The organism is Pseudoalteromonas sp. Z1A6 (genome assembly GCF_011378745.1).
GTDB classification, from domain to species: Bacteria; Pseudomonadota; Gammaproteobacteria; order Enterobacterales; family Alteromonadaceae; genus Pseudoalteromonas; species Pseudoalteromonas arctica.
On the sequence record NZ_WTKW01000040.1, the window covers coordinates 1 to 18,444 of the forward strand.

Genomic DNA, 18,444 nt, shown 5'->3' on the forward strand with positions numbered 1-18,444 from the left:
CCCGCTATTTATCAAATAGCGGGGCTTTTTAATAAGTGTTAGTTATTAATCAACACTCATTGTTTTAGTCGTTGCAGAGCTTGCACGACCAGCAGGTTTGATAGAACCTGCACGTAAACCACTGTCTGGCACTAGTTCACGTTTATCGTGAGCCATTGCTACAGATGTATGTTTTACTTCGCTATCAGCTACAGGAGTAGGTTGTGCCATTGGCGCACTTGCAGACCCTTGAGTTACCGCTGTTTTAACATGCGGTGCTGATTTTTCAGTTTTCACTTTTGCTTCAACTTTAGCTGGCTCTTCAGTTACTACTGGTGTTTCAACTTTAGTTGGTTCTTCAGTTACTACTGGCGCTTCAACTTTAGCTGGCTCTTCAGTCACTACTGGAGTTTCAACTTTAGCTGGCTCTTCAGTTACTACTGGCGCTTCAACTTTAGCTGGCTCTTCAGTTACTACTGGCGCTTCAACTTTAGCTGGCTCTTCAGTTGCTACTGGAGTTTCAACTTTAGTTGGCTCTTCAGTTGCTACTGGAGTTTCAACTTTAGCTGGCTCTTGAGTTACTACAGGCGCTTCAACTTTAGCTGGCTCTTCTACAGCTTCAACTTTTGCTAAGTCTTCAACGGCAACGGCTTGTTCAATTTGCTGCGCTGCATCCACAGGTGTTTCTTCAGATTTCGCTTTCAGTTCTGCTTCATATTCTGCAGCTGCTTGATCAGCAACTGGAACAAATGCAGGGGCTTCATCAGATTTAACTTCTGCTTCACCTTCAGGACGTCGACGACGTTGACCAGATGCACGAAGATGACGAGGAGAACGGCGTGAGCGTGTACGTGTTTGCTCTTGCTCGTCTTCTGTAGTTGCTGTTTCATCGTTAGAATCAACAGTTTCAACGTCAACTTTTTCCTCTTTAATATGCGCTGTTTTTTCTGCCGGAGCTTGCGTTTGCTTTTCTACAACAGGTGCTTGCTCTTGAACTTGTGGAGTATCAATAACTACAGCTTGTTCAGGTGTTTGCTCTGTTGAGTTAGCTTGCTCAGCGTTTTCATCTTGCAGACGTACTTTTTTACGTATGTTACGACGTTGACGGCGAACTTTAGGCTTTTGCTCTTTAGGCTCTACAGCTTGAGCTGGCTTAGAATCAGTTTCTACTTCTACTTCTGCTTTTACAGGGGCTTCAGTTTTAACTTGATCTTTTTCTTCGCTTTTATGCTCTGGGCGCTTACGAGAGTTAGGGTTACGACGACGCTTATTGCGGTTCTCGTTTCTCTCTTGAGTCTCGGTACTTGTTGCTGCTGGTGAGTCTGTTTTAACTTCCTCTTCAGCTGCAGGGCGCTCATTGCGTGGTTTATTAGTGCGCGGGTTATTATTACGACGACGTTGGTTGTTATTACGACGACGATTATCGTTACCACGGCGAGCGTTATTACGCGCTTCTTGCTGCTCTTTTTCTACAGCTTCTTTTTTCTCTTCTACTGTTTCGCTTGCAAATAATGATTTAAACCATTTAGTGATTGCTTCAAACAAGCCACCTTCAGTTTTAGTCTCTGTTACTACAGGCTGAGCTACTGGTGCAGGCGCTGCTTGTGGAGCCGGTGTAGAAGGCATTACAACACCTTTTAGCATTGGCTCTTCACGTACTGGTGCACTTGGTGATTTTGACATCTCAAATGCTTCAGGTTCAGGCGCAACAACTTGTCCGTAACTTACCGTTTCAAGTGTTTCGTCTTTACGTAAACGCATAACTTCGTAATGTGGTGTTTCCATATGTTGATTAGGAATAATCACTACGTCACATTTATGATGTTTTTCAATGCGATGAACACTACGACGTTGCTCATTTAATAAATAAGCGGCAACGGCAACAGGCACTTGTGCATTTACTTGTGCTGTGTTGTCTTTAATTGCTTCTTCTTCAATTAAACGAAGAATAGAAAGCGCGATTGATTCGTTTGAACGAATAGTACCTTGGCCACTACAACGTGGGCATGGGCCTTGGCTTGCTTCACCTAATGAAGGACGCAAACGCTGACGCGACATTTCAAGTAAACCAAAGCGTGAAATTTTACCAATTTGAACACGAGCACGATCTGGACGAGCAGCATCTTTTAAACGATTTTCTACTTCACGTTGATGACGTGGAGGCGTCATATCGATAAAGTCGATAACAATTAAACCACCTAAGTCACGAAGACGTAATTGACGTGCAATCTCATCGGCCGCTTCTAAGTTAGTATTAAGTGCTGTTTCTTCAATATCGCCGCCTTTAGTTGCTTTAGACGAGTTGATATCGATAGACGTTAGTGCTTCAGTTGGGTCAATTACAATTGAACCACCAGAAGGCAAGCGTACTTCACGCTGGAACGCAGACTCAATTTGGCTTTCAATTTGGTAATGCGTAAATAAAGGAGTGTCACCTTGATAAAGCTTAACACGGCTCATAAAGTCAGGACGAAAACGCTCAATGTGCGCTTTAGCTTCTTCAAAAACACGTGGTTTATCAATTAAAATTTCGCCAATATCACGACGTAAATAATCGCGTATCGCACGGAATATTACATTGCTTTCTTGGTGTATTAAAAATGGCGCTTTAGCACTATCGGCTGCTTGTCTAATTGCTTCCCAATGTACTAATAATGCTTTTAAATCGTAGTTTAATTCTTCAAACGATTTACCAACACCCGCTGTACGAACAATTAAGCCCATACCTTTAGGAAGTTCTAAACGACCCAATGCTTCTTTAAGTTCAGTACGTTCATCACCTTCAATGCGACGAGAAATACCGCCAGCACGTGGGTTGTTAGGCATAAGCACTAAGTAGCTACCAGCAACACTGATAAAAGTAGTTAACGCAGCGCCTTTTTGGCCACGCTCTTCTTTATCAACTTGTACTATTACTTCTTGACCTTCTTTGATCACGTCGCGGATGTTAGGGCGACCATGAAAAGTGTAACCTGCAGGGAAGTAAGTACGGGCAATTTCTTTTAAAGGAAGGAAACCATGGCGGTCAGCACCGTAATCAACAAATGCTGCTTCAAGAGATGGTTCAATGCGAGTGATTTTGCCTTTATAAATATTGGCTTTTTTCTGTTCGTGACCTGGGCTTTCGATATCTAAATCATAAAGGCGCTGGCCATCAACCAGTGCTACGCGCATTTCTTCTTGCTGCGTTGCATTGATTAGCATACGTTTCATATTGTTACTCTACTTATTTATGTCGCTGACATGACGATGTTTTTCTCGCCTGTTCAGTTGTCCCTATTTTTAGAATGTGCAGCCTCACGACTGGGTCTTTAACGGAACGGCTCTGTTTCTCGTATGCAGTATTTTAAATGCTGGCAAACAATAGCAATTATTATCGCTATTAAATTCTTAATGGTGCTAAAACTGTCGGCTTTTCAGCTACGTTTACAAGTTTTACCCAGAAGTCGGCCTGTCATATTAATCTTACTAAATATCATTCATATTAGGCGCGTAGGGCTCATTAAGTTGGTGAGCAATACATACTGATGTATCGCTAATATCCGTTTTAAGAGCAAAAATCGCTGCCGATGTTAATGAACGCTTATTTATTAGATTTTTTTAGTTCTAAATAAGCTGCTATACGGTACTACAATAATTGAGCTAGTGCTGAACGACGTTTTTTACGTCGTCACTATCAGACAAATTATCTGTTCATTGCTTTCTCTAGCACGTTAAAAATCGCTTCATGTTCAAACTTAACCAGCAATATATTACGCGCATTGCCGTTAATTGATCGCACGTGTTAACTGAGGAGGCATAAAAGCTTTGGAAAACTTAACTCGGATCTGTATGATCGGCTACCCAGAATGTGCATCACGAATGTTTTAATGTGTTAAAAAGCACCGTTGTTATTTGCAAATACTAAATATTTGCGCTGCTGATTATCCCACTATTATTACAGTGTTAGCAACTAAATTATTTTACTTAAATTAGTGATTAGGCAATGTCAGAAAAAAACGACTTACAAGTAACTTATGTCACGATCAACGAAGACCATTTAGGTCAGCGTATTGATAACTTTCTTATTACCCATTTAAAAGGGGTGCCTAAAAGCGCTATTTATAAACTTTTGCGCAAAGGTGAGGTACGCGTTAATAAAAAGCGTATTAAGCCTGTATATAAACTACAGCTTGAAGATGTACTTCGTATTGCACCTATCAGAGTTGCTGAGCGTGAAGAATTTGTTCCATCAAAGTTAGACAAAGTAACACGCCTTGAAAACGATATTTTATTTGAAGATAAATACCTCATCGTTATCAATAAGCCATCAGGTATGGCTGTTCATGGTGGCAGTGGCTTAAGTTATGGTTTAATTGAAGCACTACGCGCACTTCGCCCAGAAGAACGTAGCCTTGAGCTAGTTCATAGGCTTGACCGTGATACATCGGGTTGTTTACTTATCGCGAAGCGTCGTTCGGTGTTAACCGCATTGCATGAACAACTTCGTGAAAAAACAATGGAAAAAAATTACTGGGCGCTTGTAGAAGGGCAGTGGGACTCTAAAACTAAAAACGTAACCGAAGGGCTGCGTAAAAACACACTTAAATCGGGTGAGCGCGTAGTACGCGTAGATAACACTGAGGGTAAACCTTCACATACTCGCTTTAAAGTATTAGAGCGCTTTAACGATTGCTCATTGGTACAAGCATCACCTGTTACAGGACGTACGCACCAAATTCGTGTGCATACGCAATGTAAAGGCCACCCAATAGCATGCGACGATAAATATGGCGATCAGGGTTTTGACGATTCTATGCGTAAAGTTGGTTTAAACCGATTATTTTTACACGCACACGATTTAACTTTTTATCATCCTAAAAACGAAACAACGATGCGAGTAGAAGCACCGCTGGATAAAACGCTTAAAAATACATTACTAAAATTACGTGATGCAAAACTATGATTAAAGCAGTACCAATTAAAAAATATAAGCTCGTTATTTTTGATTGGGACGGCACAGTTATGGATTCAGTCACTAAAATAGTTAACTGTATTCGTAGTAGCGCCGAGTTACTTAATATTGTGCCGCCAAGCGACTTAGCAATTAAGAATATTATTGGGATGTCGCTTGAAAAAGCAATTGACGTTTTATTTCCCAATAATGCAGCGCAGCATCAAGCGTTAATTTCTGCTTATAAGCATCAGTATAGTGTGGATACCACACCTACTCCTGTATTTGATAATGTTGCCAGCGTTTTAGGTACCTTAAAAGAGCAGGGCATTGTTTTAGCCGTAGCAACGGGTAAAGGTAGGGATGGATTAGATCGTTTACTTGAACAAAGTAAATTGCGCCACTTTTTTAGTGCAACGCGTACTAGCGACGAAGCGCAATCTAAGCCCTCTCCAGATATGTTGTATCAATTACTAGAAGAACTTGGCATAAGCGCTAATGACGCTGTAATGATTGGTGACACTCAAATAGACATGAACATGGCAAAAGCCGCTGGCATGGATAGAATTGGTGTAACTATGGGTGTACACAACGCTCAGCAACTAAATGAGCTTAGCCCTATTGCAACTGCAGATAATTATCTGCATCTGCAACAGATTTTGCTTGGCTAATTTATTTAACTAGAACTTGTCCTGAGCAGTAAGCACGTCAATACCAAACTCAGCCAGTAATTGGCTGAGTTTAATTAATGGTAATCCTATTAAACTATTAGGATCGTCACCCGTTAGTTTTTCAAATAAACAAATACCCAACCCTTCGCTTTTAAAACTACCAGCACAGTTATAAGGCTGCTCTGCGTCGCAATAAGCACTAATTTGTGCATCACTAAGTATTTTAAAAGTAACATCAAAGGGTTCAACACTCGTTTTTTTAGTGCCAGTTACAATATCGTAAACACAAAGCCCTGTTAAAAATGTTACAGTATTGCCGCTAAATAAATTTAGTTGTTTTACGGCATTTTGTTTATTATGTGGTTTACCTAAAATTTGATTGTTAAACACAGCGACTTGGTCTGATCCAATAGCTAACCCTTTGTTAAAGTGTTTATTAGCCGCTGAGGCTTTTAATTCACTTAAACGCTTAACCAGTTCAGTAGGTGTTTCGGCTTCAAGTGCTGATTCGTCAACATCCGGTGAAAACGTATCAAATGGTAAATTAAATTTTTGTAATAAAGACTGCCTAAAAGGCGAGCTTGACGCTAAAATAAGTGGGTGCTTCACGGACTGTTTTCCTTCAATAATTCAGATTGAGTTAGGATAAATCAGATCCGAGAGTAAAACACGTTAAAAACCAAGTAAAAATGGTTTTTTACTTTGACTAACAAACTAACTATCTATATGATGCAGCCCCTATGCAAAAGGTGAAAATTCCCATCACTCTTCATCCAGGCAAAGCAGCGCAGCACCGTTTAAAGTATGACGGAATTGTACCGCTTGAAAAACTTACTCGTTTAGAGAAAGTTGTGCAGGAAGAAGTAGGTGAAATAGCGGTAAAAATACATTGCAAAAACGATGATCAAGGTTTCGCTGTGATTAGAGGCAATTTGTCCACACACGTTACTGTCATTTGTCAACGTTGTAATGGTGATTTAGGGTTGGATTTGGTTCAAGACTTTGCATATTCACCAGTAGGTGAAGATACAGAGTTAGATATTTTTCCAGAAGACTACGATGAAGTAGCGCTTGATGAAAATGGTGAAGTTAACGTTTTTAATTTAATTGAAGACGAACTAATTTTAGCAATTCCATTAGTAGCTACCCACAACGAAGCTTCATGCAGTTATTCAGCAAAGCCTGCCAGCTTTGGTGTATTAAAGGCGGAAGATGATAAACCTAATCCATTTGATATTTTGAAACAACTTAAGAAAGATTCTTAGGAGAAGACTATGGCTGTACAAAAAAGCAAAAAGTCTCGTGCAAGACGCGGCATGCGCCGTTCACACGATGCGATCAGTGGTCCAACTTTAACTGTAGATCAAACATCTGGTGAGACTCATCGTCGTCACCATGTGACTGCAGATGGTTACTACAAAGGCGTTCAAGTAATTTCTAAATAAGAGATTACTTATATGCTGAAAGATCTAACCATAGCGTTAGATATGATGGGGGGCGATTACGGCCCCCGTTCATCTATTCCTGCTGCTGTTTGTGCGGTAAATGCTCATGCCAATTTAACTCTCATTTTATGTGGCAATGAACACGTTATATCTAAAGAACTCGAATCCCTCGATTCTCTACCTCATCCTAGACTCATAATTCGTCACTGTAGTGAAATAGTCACTAATGCCTGTGAACCAGCAATTGCTGTGCGTTCAAAAAAAGATTCATCCATGCGTGTTGCCCTAGATTTAGTTAAATCGGGCGAGGCTCAAGCATGTGTTAGCTCAGGTAATACCGGCGCTCTATTTTTTATGGCTCACTATGTATTAAAAATGCTGCCAGGTGTTAAACGTGCCGCACTCATTTCATCTGTTCCTACAGAGCTTAAAAACCCAGTATATTTACTTGACTTAGGTGCTAATGTGCATTGTGATGCGCAAATGTTGTATCAGTTTGGCATTATGGGCTCTATTGTTGCTGGACAAGCACTTGGTTTGGATAATCCTCGCGTTAGTTTATTAAATATTGGCGCTGAGGACATTAAAGGCCACGACGACATTAAACAAGCTGCACAATTAATGCAGCAAAGCCCACATATAAATTATATTGGTTACAGCGAAGGAAGTGATATTTTTTCGGGTAAGGCTGATGTAATTGTATGCGAAGGGTTTGTTGGCAACGTAGCACTTAAAACATGTGAAGGCATTGCCAAGCTTATTATGAATAAGTTTACAACCGCACTCGAAAAGCACCTTTTATATAAATGTATGGCGTTTATATTGCGCCCAATAATAAAAAAACTCTATAAAAGGGTGAACCCCGACCAGTATAACGGTGCTTCTCTGGTAGGATTGCGCGGTATTGTCGTTAAAAGTCATGGAAATGCGTCAGCTAAAGCATTTCAAGCAGCAATTGATGAAGCGGTAAAAGAGGTTGAACGTCAACTTCCTGATAAAATAGCCGCTATTTTCGAAAAAACACATTCTAAAGACACGGCGGTTAATCAATAATTGATGTGCCGTGTATTTCATTATTTATTTGTTTAATTAAAAAGAGCAAAGTATGGCACAAAAAATTGCACTTCTATTCCCAGGTCAAGGCTCGCAAAGCGTTGGTATGTTACAAGAACTACTAGAGAGTTCTGACATTGTTAAAGCAACATTTGCAGAAGCGTCAAATGCACTGGGTTACGACTTAGCAGAGCTAGTTCTTAATGGCCCAGAAGAAAAATTAAATCAAACCCACCGCACACAACCTGCATTACTAACTGCAAGTGTTGCTATTTACCGTGATTGGTTAGCAGCTAACCCTGATACAGACGTTGTTATGGCGGGTCACAGCTTAGGTGAATACTCAGCGTTAGTATGTAGCGATGTATTAAGCTTGAGCGAAGCCGTAAAGCTTGTTGAAAACCGTGGTTTATACATGCAAGAAGCCGTGCCAGCAGGCGTAGGTTCAATGGCTGCTATTATTGGCTTAGGCGATGAAGAAATTAAAGCGGCTTGTGCTGCCTCAGCGCAAGGTGAGGTTGTATCTCCAGTTAACTACAACTCTCCTGGTCAAGTTGTTATTGCAGGCCATAAAGCGGCAGTAGATAGAGCATCGCAAGCATGTAAAGATGCCGGTGCTAAACGTGCATTACCACTTTCTGTTAGCGTACCGTCACATTGTGAGTTAATGAAGCCAGCAGCTGACAAGCTAGCAGCAGACTTAGCCGCTTTAATATTTAATACACCTAAGTGTGATGTAATTAATAATGTTGATGTAAAAGCTGAAACGTCAGCTGATGCAATTAAAGATGCACTAGTACGCCAGCTTTACAGCCCAGTTCGCTGGACAGAAACAGTACAAGCCTTGGTTGCACAAGATGTAACACAAAGCTACGAATTTGGTCCTGGTAAAGTATTAACAGGACTTGCTAAACGAATTGATAAAGCAATGGTTTGTGGTTCGGTAAACGACGCCGCTTCAATCGCTGCAGCTAAATAAGAGTATATAAAATGTCTAATTTATTTTCTTTAGAGGGCAAAGTTGTCCTAATTACTGGCGCCAGCCGTGGTATTGGTAAAGCAATTGCAAACACATTAGTTGCACAAGGCGCTAAAGTTGCAGGTACTGCAACAAGTGAGTCAGGCGCTGCTAAAATTAGTGAGTACCTAGGTGAAAACGGTAAAGGTTATGCATTAAACGTAACCGATCCTGCATCTATTGAAGCAACACTTGCTGCAATAAAAGCTGATTTAGGCGATATTGACGTACTTGTAAATAACGCAGGTATTACACGCGATAACTTATTAATGCGTATGAAAGAAACTGAGTGGGACGATATTATTGACACTAATTTAAGCTCAGTTTTCCGTTTATCTAAAGCGGTACTTCGTCCAATGATGAAGAAAAAGAAAGGCCGTATTATTAACATTGGCTCAGTAGTGGGTACTATGGGTAATGCAGGTCAAGCTAATTATGCAGCGGCTAAAGCGGGTGTAATTGGTTTTTCTAAGTCACTTGCGCGCGAAGTTGCATCACGCGGTATTACAGTTAACGTAATCGCACCTGGTTTTATTCAAACAGACATGACTGATAATTTAACTGATGAGCAAAAAGCAGCAACACTTGCAAATGTTCCAGCAGGGCGTTTAGGCCAACCAGACGAAATTGCTGCTGCAGTATGTTATTTAGCATCTGACGCGGCTGCGTATGTATCAGGCGAAACTTTGCATGTAAATGGCGCGATGTACATGGTTTAATCGCCATTGTACCTAGATTGCTACTTGATAAAGTTAAGTAAGTTACCTCAAAAACATTGAATTATTTGTGAACTTGCTTTAAACATACTTGAAATCGCTGCGAAAATAAGCGATAAAAGACAAAACACACACTCAGAGGTTTGACCAGACAATTATTTATGGTCAAATCATTGAATCAGAGAATTATGCGGCGTAAACTACGCCGCAATCTGAAAATAACGCATTGGCGTTTTTAATAAAGGAAAGAAGAATGAGCGATATCCAAGAACGCGTAAAGAAAATTATCATTGAACAACTAGGTGTTAAAGAAGAAGAAGTTAAAAATGAATCTTCTTTCGTAGATGACCTAGGTGCAGATTCTCTTGATACTGTTGAACTAGTAATGGCTCTTGAAGAAGAGTTTGATACTGAGATCCCAGATGAAGAAGCTGAGAAGATCACTACAGTACAAACTGCTATCGATTACGTTACAGCACACGCTGAGTAATTAATCGCACGTTAAAGGCAGCATCCGCTGCCTTTAATTTTTTATATCCAAACCACCTCAAAGTTCGTGATTCAAAACTTAAATCTCAATGCTCAATTTTAGCTAAAAATTAATTTTGATTGTGTTATGCGTTTTTAATCTATTTTGGGACTAGCACTTTGAGGTAGCTTGGGTATGATCATCCCCTTGTAAAATTCCCCTTATTGGAGGCAAACCGTGGCTAAACGTCGAGTTGTCGTAACTGGCTTAGGAATGTTGACGCCGCTAGGTAATGATGTTCAATCAACCTGGCAAGGCTTATTAGATGGTAAAAGTGGCATTCAAACAATAACGCACTTTGATACATCAAAATTTGGTACTAAATTCGCTGGTTTAATAAATGACTTTGATGCAACTGCATACATGTCAGCGAAAGATACTAAAAAAATGGACTTGTTTATTCAGTACGGTATTGCAGCGGGTGTTCAAGCCTTTAAAGATTCAGGCCTTGAAATTACTGAGCAAAACGCAGCACGCATTGGTGTAGCCGTGGGCTCTGGTATTGGTGGCTTAACACTTATTGAAGAAAATCACATTAAGCTATTAAACAGTGGTCCTCGCAAGTTATCGCCATTTTATGTGCCGTCTACCATTATTAATATGATCTCAGGTCATTTATCAATAATGCATGGACTTCGTGGTCCTAATATTTCAATTGTAACTGCTTGTACAACTGGTTTGCATAATATTGGCCATGCAGCGCGTATGATTGCCTACGGTGATGCAGATGCAATGGTTGCTGGCGGTGCAGAAAAAGCCTGTACCCCAATTGGTATGGGTGGCTTTAATGCTGCACGTGCACTTTCAACACGTAACGACTCGCCACAAGCTGCTTCTCGTCCTTGGGATAAAGACCGCGATGGCTTTGTGCTTTCTGACGGTGCTGGTGTTGTTGTAGTAGAAGAGTACGAACATGCTAAAGCACGTGGCGCTAAAATTTATGCTGAGCTTGTAGGCTTTGGTATGAGTGGCGATGCGTACCACATGACGTCACCACCAGAAGATGGTGCGGGCGCGGCACTTGCAATGCAAAACGCACTAAACGATGCGCAAGTAAACGCTGAGCAAATTGGTTACATTAACGCACACGGCACATCTACAAATGCAGGCGATAAAGCAGAAACTGCGGCTGTTAAGTCTATTTTTGGTAATGCAGCTAAAGATGTAATGGTAGGCTCGTCTAAATCGATGATGGGTCACTTGTTAGGTGCTGCAGGTTCAGTTGAATCGATTATTTCGATTTTATCACTGACAGATCAAAAAGTGTCGCCAACTATCAACCTTGATAACCCAGACGAAGGGTGTGACTTAGATTATATTGCTCACACTGCACGTGATGCAAAGTTAGACTTTGCACTGTGTAACTCGTTCGGTTTTGGTGGTACTAATGGCTCGTTGCTATTTAAAAAGGTATAATCTTTTTTAACAACGAATCAAATTATAAGAGCTCAGTTGTTTAACTGGGCTTTTTTTATATGCCAAACAAAATGCAAACAATAATAGCAGTAGATCAAAACAGCACTTTAAGCACGCGTGACAGGGGCTTAAATTACGGTGATGGCTTTTTTACAACCGCTAAGGTTGTTGATGGGCAAGTACAGTATTGGGCTCATCATAAAGCGCGTTTGATTGAATGCGCACAGCGCTTGGGTTTTCCTGAGTTAGACTTTAATAGCCTTGAAAATCGAATTGCTTTGCATATAAACGCTGCACCACTAAACGTGCTTAAAATACTTGTAACGCGAGGCGAAGGCGGGCGTGGTTATGGGCTGCCAAGTGAGTGTAATGTCACTATTTTATTGAGTGTATTAGATTACCCGAGTAATTACAGTGAGCTTGCTAAAAAGGGTGTAAATCTCGAAATAAGCCCCATTAAGTTAGCGACACAGCCTTATTTAGCAGGCCTCAAAACATTAAACAGGCTCGAGCAAGTGCTAATTAAAAAAGCAATGCAAACACAAGACTGCGACGATGTGTTAGTGCTTGATTACAATAACAATGTAATTGAAGCTTCAGCAGCTAATATTTTTGCGATTAAAAATAAGTGTGTGTTTACGCCATTGCTTGATGAGTGCGGAATAAAGGGCGTTTATCTACAATCGTTATGTGATAAATTGCCTGTTGAATTTAAACGCGTGAAAGTAGAAGATTTAACCCAAGCAGACGCCGTATTTGTGTGTAATAGCTTAATGGGAGCAGTACCCGTTAAACGTATTGAGCAACAGGTATTTAATACAGACGACAGCAACGCATTACTAACTAAATTATTAGCCAAGGAGGCTGAGTGTTAAAAGTTATTTTATCGGTACTTTTTTTAGCTGTTATAACCACTGCTATTGGTTACCAGCAATTACAAGCAACAATAAATAGCCCGCTAAAAGTAACTGAAAACACACAATTTGAAGTTAAGCATGGCACTGGCTTTAATAAGTTATGTCAGCAGTGGCAAGCTAATAACTGGGTAGAGAGTTGCTGGCGTTATCAGGTAATTGCAAAATTAGACCCAACACTTACCGATTTAAAAGCAGGGCTTTACGAGTTAACAGCCGATAGCGTTATCAACAACGTAAAAAAAATTAACCAAGGCCAGCAAATCAATTTTAGTTTTACCATTATTGAAGGGCAAAACTTACGTGAAGTACTAAGTGCTATTAAAAAGGCCAATAATTTACAAAACGATCTAAAAAGTGATGAACTAAGTACCCAAATACTGGGTAATAATACGCACTTAGAAGGTTGGTTATTTCCCGACACTTACCATTATCATAATAACGATACCGCAAGCGGTGTATTAAAACGTGCCGCACAAAAAATGCAGCAAACGTTAGACGATGCTTGGCAGCAGCGCGCAGTTGATCTCCCTTACAAAACAGCATACGAAGCACTTATAATGGCCTCAATTATTGAAAAAGAAACAGGCCTTGCTAGCGAACGTCCGTTAATTGCATCAGCGTTTGTTAATCGATTAAACACCAATATGCGCTTACAGACCGATCCAACCGTAATATACGGATTAGGCGCTGATTTTGATGGCGATATTAAACGCAAAGATTTACGCGATTATACGCCTTACAATACGTATCGTATTAATGGTTTACCACCAACACCGATTGCAATGCCTTCAAAAGCCGCTATTTTAGCTGCAGTTAATCCGCCTCAAAGTGAATACGTTTACTTTGTAGCAAAAGGCGATGGTACCGGTAGCCACCAATTTTCAACCACGTTAAAGCAGCATAATGCGGCGGTTAAAACGTATATATTAAATAAAAAGAATTAATTGTTTATGAAACCAAAATTTATAGTAATAGAAGGGCTAGAAGGCGCGGGTAAATCAACCGCTATTTCGTTATGCCAAGACTTTTTAAACAAACAAAAAATAGACTTCATTAACGTCCGCGAACCTGGCGGCACACCGCTTGCTGAATCGCTTCGTACGCTTGTAAAAGCAGAGCACGAAGAAGAAATTGCCTTTGAAACCGAGTTGCTTATTATGTACGCAGCACGTTCGCAATTAATGCACAATGTTATTACCCCAGCGCTTGATAAAGGCCAATGGGTACTTGCCGATCGTCATGACTTATCGTCTCAGGCGTATCAAGGTGGTGGGCGTGGTATTAGCTCAAATACATTAGCTTCACTTTCGTCAATGGTATTAAAGGGCTTAAAGCCTGATTTAACTATTTACCTTGATATTGATCCAGTGATAGGCCTTGAACGTGCAAAAGGACGTGGTGAGCTTGACCGTATTGAACAAGAAGCCATTGAGTTTTTTCAGCGTACACGTATGCGTTATGTTGAACTTGCTAATGACGACAACACAATTAAAACGGTTGATGCAAACCAAAGTATTGATAAAGTACATCGCGATATAACCAATGTACTGCATTCATTTTTTGAAGGCCTAAAATAATATGCCATTGCCGTGGCTACATGATACCCAAGCACGTTTAGCGCAAAGTTATCGCGCAGAGCGTTTTCATCATGCGCAATTATTTTGTGGGCCTGTTGGCGTAGGTAAATTTGAGTTAAGTGATGAGCTTGGTAATGCTTTGTTATGCCAAAATATTGCTAAGCAGGTAGTAGCGCCAAATAGTATGCTAAAACCTTGCGGGCAGTGTAAAAGCTGTTTACTTACTCTTGCGGGTACTCACCCCGACAAGCGCTTAACGCAGGTAGATGGGCAAAGCATAGGCGTAGACGATATACGTGGCATTAGTGATTTTATGAATCACTCAGCTGCGCAAAATGGTAATAAAGTCGCGATAATCGAAAATTGCGAAAAAATGACTACAGCCGCAGCTAACGCATTATTAAAAACACTTGAAGAGCCAACTAATAGCCGCTTTTTAATATTAACTACAAGCCAACCAGCACAGCTCCCTGCAACTATTTTAAGTCGATGTGCTAAAAGTGATGTAAAAATAACAAATACAGCACTTGCTCAGCAATGGCTAGAGACATTAGATATACCCAACTATAGTTGGTTAGCACTTTTTTATAACCAACCGCTGCAAGTAAAGCATTGGCAACAGCAAGACCAACTAAAAAATATTGATACACTGTATAAGTTTGCAACTGAGTTTAAACAAAGCCATAATTTCAAAGTGTTAGTCGATATAATAAATAAACAGCCTGAACTTGTTCGTATATTTACTTTGTTTTTAAGTGTGCAACTAAAGCAGCAATTACTGCAAGGTATGAGTTTTGACGCTTATAAAAGTGCTCAAAATGCATTAGGCGAGTTTTTACAAAATAACACACAAGTACTTGGCCTTAATTTATCGCTTGCTGTATCGCGATTAGCATACACATTGCGAAATTCTTAAAAGGATTAATCATGCAAGAACTACTAGTAGACATAGACGATTTAGACGAGTTATACCGTTGTTATATGCCTTACTTAAAAAAAGGTGGCTTATTTGTACGTACTAATATGCGTTACGAAGCAGGGCATTCATTAGCACTTAGAGTTACCTTGCCCGATGCCTTAGAAGATGATGTAGTAACAGGTAAAGTGTCGTGGATCACGCCACAAGGGGCACAAAGCTCTAACCCTCCAGGTATTGGTATTAGCTTTTTAGACGATAAAACAAACCTAAACGCTAAAATCGAAAAGCTACTTGGGACTATGTTAAACTCAGGCGATCAAACATATACCATGTAGTTATAGGGTCGGTTTTTCATTGAGATTAACGCCGCCCTATATTGGGTTCTTTTAATTATTAACATAATAAATTAAACGAACAAATTTAAACCCTGAACATAATACAGGCCTTATAGTGATTGTAGATTCTCATTGCCATTTAGATCGTCTTGATTTTGATAAACTAGACTTAAACCTTGACCAAGTTCTTGATAAAGCGCGTGCAAAGCAAATAGAGCACTTTTTATGTGTAAGCGTAACGCTTGATCAGTTTCCAAGCATGCTTGATAAAATTAAGCATTACGACGATGTCTCAGCCTCATGTGGTGTACATCCACTCGATCAAAAAGACGCCCTTAATAAACAGCAACTAATTGACTTAGCCTCACACGAAAAAGTCGTTGCTATTGGCGAAACGGGCCTTGATTACTACTATTCAAAAGATACTCACGCAGTGCAGCAAGCCAGCTTTGTTGGGCATATTGAAGTAGCTAACGAATTACAAAAACCGTTAATTATTCACACCCGTGATGCCCGCGCCGACACCATTAATTTAATGCGCGAGCACAAGGCCGAAAACTGCGGTGGTGTGCTACATTGCTTTACTGAAGACTGGGATATGGCTAAAAAAGCCATAGACATGGGCTTTTATATCTCTATTTCGGGCATTGTTACCTTTAAAAATGCTATTGAGCTAAAAGAAGTAGTAAAACAAATACCGCTAGATAGATTACTAATAGAAACTGACTCGCCTTATTTAGCACCAGTACCGTATCGTGGGCAAACAAACCAGCCAGCGTACGTAGAAGATGTTGCTTATTACATTAGCGAACTTAAAGGCATTAGCTTTAATGAACTGGCTAAAGCGACTACCGAGAACTTTTATTCTTTATTTAAATTAGCAGCTAAAGGCTAAATACATGATTACTCACACGGTAAACCTTCCTATTTTACTAATGGGGCCAATGGTGCGCCGTGCAGAGCAAACTGGAGTCTGCATTCAGTTTGCTACCTCCAAATCGGCTAGCTGCCAAATAAACTTATTAAATGTAGAGTGTTATAGCGAACAACAAACTATCGCTTTAGGCCAGCACTTATACCTGCATTTTATTGTTATAAAATCAGTAGAAAATCTGTTTCCTGTAGATAAATTATTAAGTTATGAGCTCATCATTGACGATGCAATAATTGATTTATCGCCTTGGTGCTATAGCAATCAAACAACGCCTGCATTTGTAATCCCCAATAAACTCAGTGATATTTTGCATGGCTCGTGTCGTAATGCACATCACCCAGCAAAAGATAGCTTAGTGTCTGCAAGTCACTGGCAAAATACTCAGCGCGGTAATAATAACCAAGGTGCACAATTGTTATTACTGAGCGGCGATCAGGTTTACGCCGATGACGTAGCAGGCCCCATGTTATTAGCTATTCATCAGTTAATTAAAGCGTTAGGTATTTATAAAGAGCAACCACTTGCCATTGAGCTACCCGCCGACATAAATGAGCAACTTTATAATCGTCATTTGTTCTTACCAAAAACGCCTTGGCAAAAGCGCTCAAAGTTAGGTGTGGGTTATTGGCTAAAAAAAGACGAACCGCATTTTTCAAGTGTAAAAGCGTATAATCACCTTATCCACTTTGAAGAATATATAGCACTTTATTTATTAAACTTTAGTGCTGCCGCTTGGCAATGCGTCGATATACAAAACACAGCATATTTAGGTCAAAGCGAGCAAAATAAAACTATTTTTAACGCTGAAAAATCAGCGTTGATTGACTATGCAAAAGGCTTAAGTGAAGTAGAGCGGTTGTTTGCCAATGTATCTACGCTAATGATGTTTGACGATCATGATGTAACCGACGATTGGAACCTCACCGCTGGGTGGGAGCAAGCTATAAATGAAAACCCAAGTAGTAAACGGATCATTAATAACGGTTTAATTAGTTATTGGCTTTTCCAAGGGATGGGGAACGATGCACTAAATAAAACAGGCGAGCTACTTACACCTTTCAAGCAAAGCCGTACTGCTAATAATTTATGGCAGTTTAAAGCATTTGATAAACCACTAAACGATTTTAGTTTTTGGCATTACGAGTTAACGACAATACCCAAAGTAGTGGTGCTAGATACGCGTACGCACCGCTGGCGAAATGAGCAAAACTTTAATGAGCCGTCAGGTCTACTTGATTGGGAACGTCTCACTGAGCTTGAGGAAAGCCTATTAAGCCACGACCAAGTTATTATTGTATCGCCAGCTCCCGTGTTTGGTGTTAAATCAATAGAAGCCATACAGGCTGCTTTTAATATATGTGGTCAACCGCTCATGGTTGACGTAGAAAACTGGATGGCGCATGAAGGCTCGGCCAAAAAGTTACTCGATACGTTTAGGCGAACCGATACCCCCAACGAAACGCTAATTTTATCGGGAGACGTACATTACTCATTTTGCTTTTCGGTGCAAAAGCGTTTTGGCGATCACCCCAATCGAATTTGGCAACTAACCGCCAGTGGTATTAAAAACGAATTTCCGCGTAAATTAATAAACATACTCGATAAGCTAGATTCAATTTTATACGGCCCAAAAAGCCCCTTAAACTTTTTTACTAAACGCTGGCACATGGAAGTAGATAAGCACCAAACAATAGGCGAAGGGCAAAAATACTTAGTAAGCGACTCAGCTATTAGTTTAATAACACTAGAGCAAGGAAATTTAGCCCGCTATCAGCTTATACACGGTGAAGGGCATTTAACTGAGTTTGATTTAGAAGAACAGTAATTCTTAATCAATTGTTGAATAAATTAAAGATCTATTTTCACAAAGAGAAGCGAAAGAGGAGTAAATGAGAAGACATAATACTAATAAAAACTGCGTTTGGTTTTTATTTTCTTCTCTAAAAGCGCAGCGCCTCATACCCTCTTAGTGAATAAATTACTTACACGGGGTAAGGTTGTC

18 protein-coding genes are annotated in these 18,444 nt (G+C 40.1%); 16 read left to right on the plus strand and 2 right to left on the minus strand.

The genetic code is table 11. From position 1 onward, the window contains the following. Nucleotides 1-45: 45 nt before the first annotated feature. Nucleotides 46-3,192, minus strand: a complete 3,147-nt coding sequence (gene rne / locus GQR46_RS04405) for a ribonuclease E (RefSeq protein WP_165740123.1) — start codon at nt 3,190-3,192, stop codon at nt 46-48. Between the two features lie 772 nt (nt 3,193-3,964). On the opposite strand from rne, the gene rluC reads away from it, so the two are divergent. Further along, on the plus strand, nt 3,965-4,924 hold the full coding sequence (gene rluC / locus GQR46_RS04410; protein WP_024593397.1) for a 23S rRNA pseudouridine(955/2504/2580) synthase RluC: 960 nt from the start codon (nt 3,965-3,967) through the stop codon (nt 4,922-4,924). Beyond that, the gene (locus GQR46_RS04415) at nt 4,921-5,583 is read left to right on the plus strand and encodes an HAD-IA family hydrolase (RefSeq protein WP_024593396.1); all 663 of its coding nucleotides are present in this window, start codon (nt 4,921-4,923) and stop codon (nt 5,581-5,583) included. Before rluC ends, GQR46_RS04415 begins: the two co-directional genes overlap by 4 nt. Before the next feature lie 9 nt (nt 5,584-5,592). On the opposite strand, the gene GQR46_RS04420 is transcribed toward GQR46_RS04415, so the two are convergent. Continuing rightward, nucleotides 5,593-6,192: a Maf family protein gene (locus GQR46_RS04420; protein WP_024593395.1), complete on the minus strand. Its 600-nt coding sequence runs from the start codon at nt 6,190-6,192 to the stop codon at nt 5,593-5,595. A gap of 131 nt (nt 6,193-6,323) precedes the next feature. Between GQR46_RS04420 and yceD the strand changes: the two genes are divergently transcribed. The 14 genes from yceD (at nt 6,324) to GQR46_RS04490 (ending at nt 18,267) form a co-directional block, all read left to right on the plus strand. Further along, a complete protein-coding gene (gene yceD / locus GQR46_RS04425; RefSeq protein WP_007585727.1) occupies nt 6,324-6,848 on the plus strand; it encodes a 23S rRNA accumulation protein YceD in 525 nt (174 codons plus the stop codon). Nucleotides 6,849-6,857: 9 nt separating this feature from the next. Next, nucleotides 6,858-7,028, plus strand: coding sequence for a 50S ribosomal protein L32 (rpmF, locus tag GQR46_RS04430; protein WP_002962381.1), 171 nt, complete (start codon nt 6,858-6,860; stop codon nt 7,026-7,028). Between the two features lie 12 nt (nt 7,029-7,040). Next, nucleotides 7,041-8,081, plus strand: a complete 1,041-nt coding sequence (gene plsX, locus GQR46_RS04435; RefSeq protein ID WP_007585728.1) for a phosphate acyltransferase PlsX — start codon at nt 7,041-7,043, stop codon at nt 8,079-8,081. Nucleotides 8,082-8,133: 52 nt separating this feature from the next. After that, nucleotides 8,134-9,060, plus strand: coding sequence for an ACP S-malonyltransferase (gene fabD / locus GQR46_RS04440; protein ID WP_165740125.1), 927 nt, complete (start codon nt 8,134-8,136; stop codon nt 9,058-9,060). Nucleotides 9,061-9,071: 11 nt separating this feature from the next. Beyond that, on the plus strand, nt 9,072-9,818 hold the full coding sequence (gene fabG / locus GQR46_RS04445) for a 3-oxoacyl-ACP reductase FabG (RefSeq protein ID WP_165740127.1): 747 nt from the start codon (nt 9,072-9,074) through the stop codon (nt 9,816-9,818). A 250-nt stretch (nt 9,819-10,068) separates the two neighbouring features. Continuing rightward, on the plus strand, nt 10,069-10,305 hold the full coding sequence (gene acpP / locus GQR46_RS04450) for an acyl carrier protein (protein WP_002962377.1): 237 nt from the start codon (nt 10,069-10,071) through the stop codon (nt 10,303-10,305). Between the two features lie 216 nt (nt 10,306-10,521). Continuing rightward, nucleotides 10,522-11,760, plus strand: a complete 1,239-nt coding sequence (fabF, locus tag GQR46_RS04455) for a beta-ketoacyl-ACP synthase II (RefSeq protein WP_165740129.1) — start codon at nt 10,522-10,524, stop codon at nt 11,758-11,760. A gap of 59 nt (nt 11,761-11,819) precedes the next feature. Beyond that, nucleotides 11,820-12,635 (plus strand): aminodeoxychorismate lyase, encoded by an 816-nt coding sequence (gene pabC / locus GQR46_RS04460; protein ID WP_165740131.1) that lies wholly within the window; start codon nt 11,820-11,822, stop codon nt 12,633-12,635. After that, nucleotides 12,629-13,621 (plus strand): endolytic transglycosylase MltG, encoded by a 993-nt coding sequence (mltG, locus tag GQR46_RS04465; protein ID WP_165740133.1) that lies wholly within the window; start codon nt 12,629-12,631, stop codon nt 13,619-13,621. Before pabC ends, mltG begins: the two co-directional genes overlap by 7 nt. Before the next feature lie 6 nt (nt 13,622-13,627). Continuing rightward, nucleotides 13,628-14,254 carry a dTMP kinase gene (gene tmk / locus GQR46_RS04470; protein ID WP_002962371.1) on the plus strand — a complete coding sequence of 209 codons (627 nt, stop codon included), beginning with the start codon at nt 13,628-13,630 and terminating at the stop codon, nt 14,252-14,254. Between the two features lies 1 nt (nt 14,255). Continuing rightward, nucleotides 14,256-15,170 carry a DNA polymerase III subunit delta' gene (locus GQR46_RS04475; RefSeq protein WP_165740136.1) on the plus strand — a complete coding sequence of 305 codons (915 nt, stop codon included), beginning with the start codon at nt 14,256-14,258 and terminating at the stop codon, nt 15,168-15,170. An 11-nt stretch (nt 15,171-15,181) separates the two neighbouring features. Continuing rightward, nucleotides 15,182-15,508 (plus strand): PilZ domain-containing protein, encoded by a 327-nt coding sequence (locus tag GQR46_RS04480; RefSeq protein ID WP_002962367.1) that lies wholly within the window; start codon nt 15,182-15,184, stop codon nt 15,506-15,508. Nucleotides 15,509-15,623: 115 nt separating this feature from the next. Beyond that, the gene (locus tag GQR46_RS04485) at nt 15,624-16,403 is read left to right on the plus strand and encodes a YchF/TatD family DNA exonuclease (RefSeq protein WP_007585741.1); all 780 of its coding nucleotides are present in this window, start codon (nt 15,624-15,626) and stop codon (nt 16,401-16,403) included. A gap of 4 nt (nt 16,404-16,407) precedes the next feature. Then, complete coding sequence (locus GQR46_RS04490) at nt 16,408-18,267, plus strand: alkaline phosphatase D family protein (RefSeq protein WP_165740138.1); 1,860 nt, start codon at nt 16,408-16,410, stop codon at nt 18,265-18,267. Nucleotides 18,268-18,444: the final 177 nt, after the last annotated feature.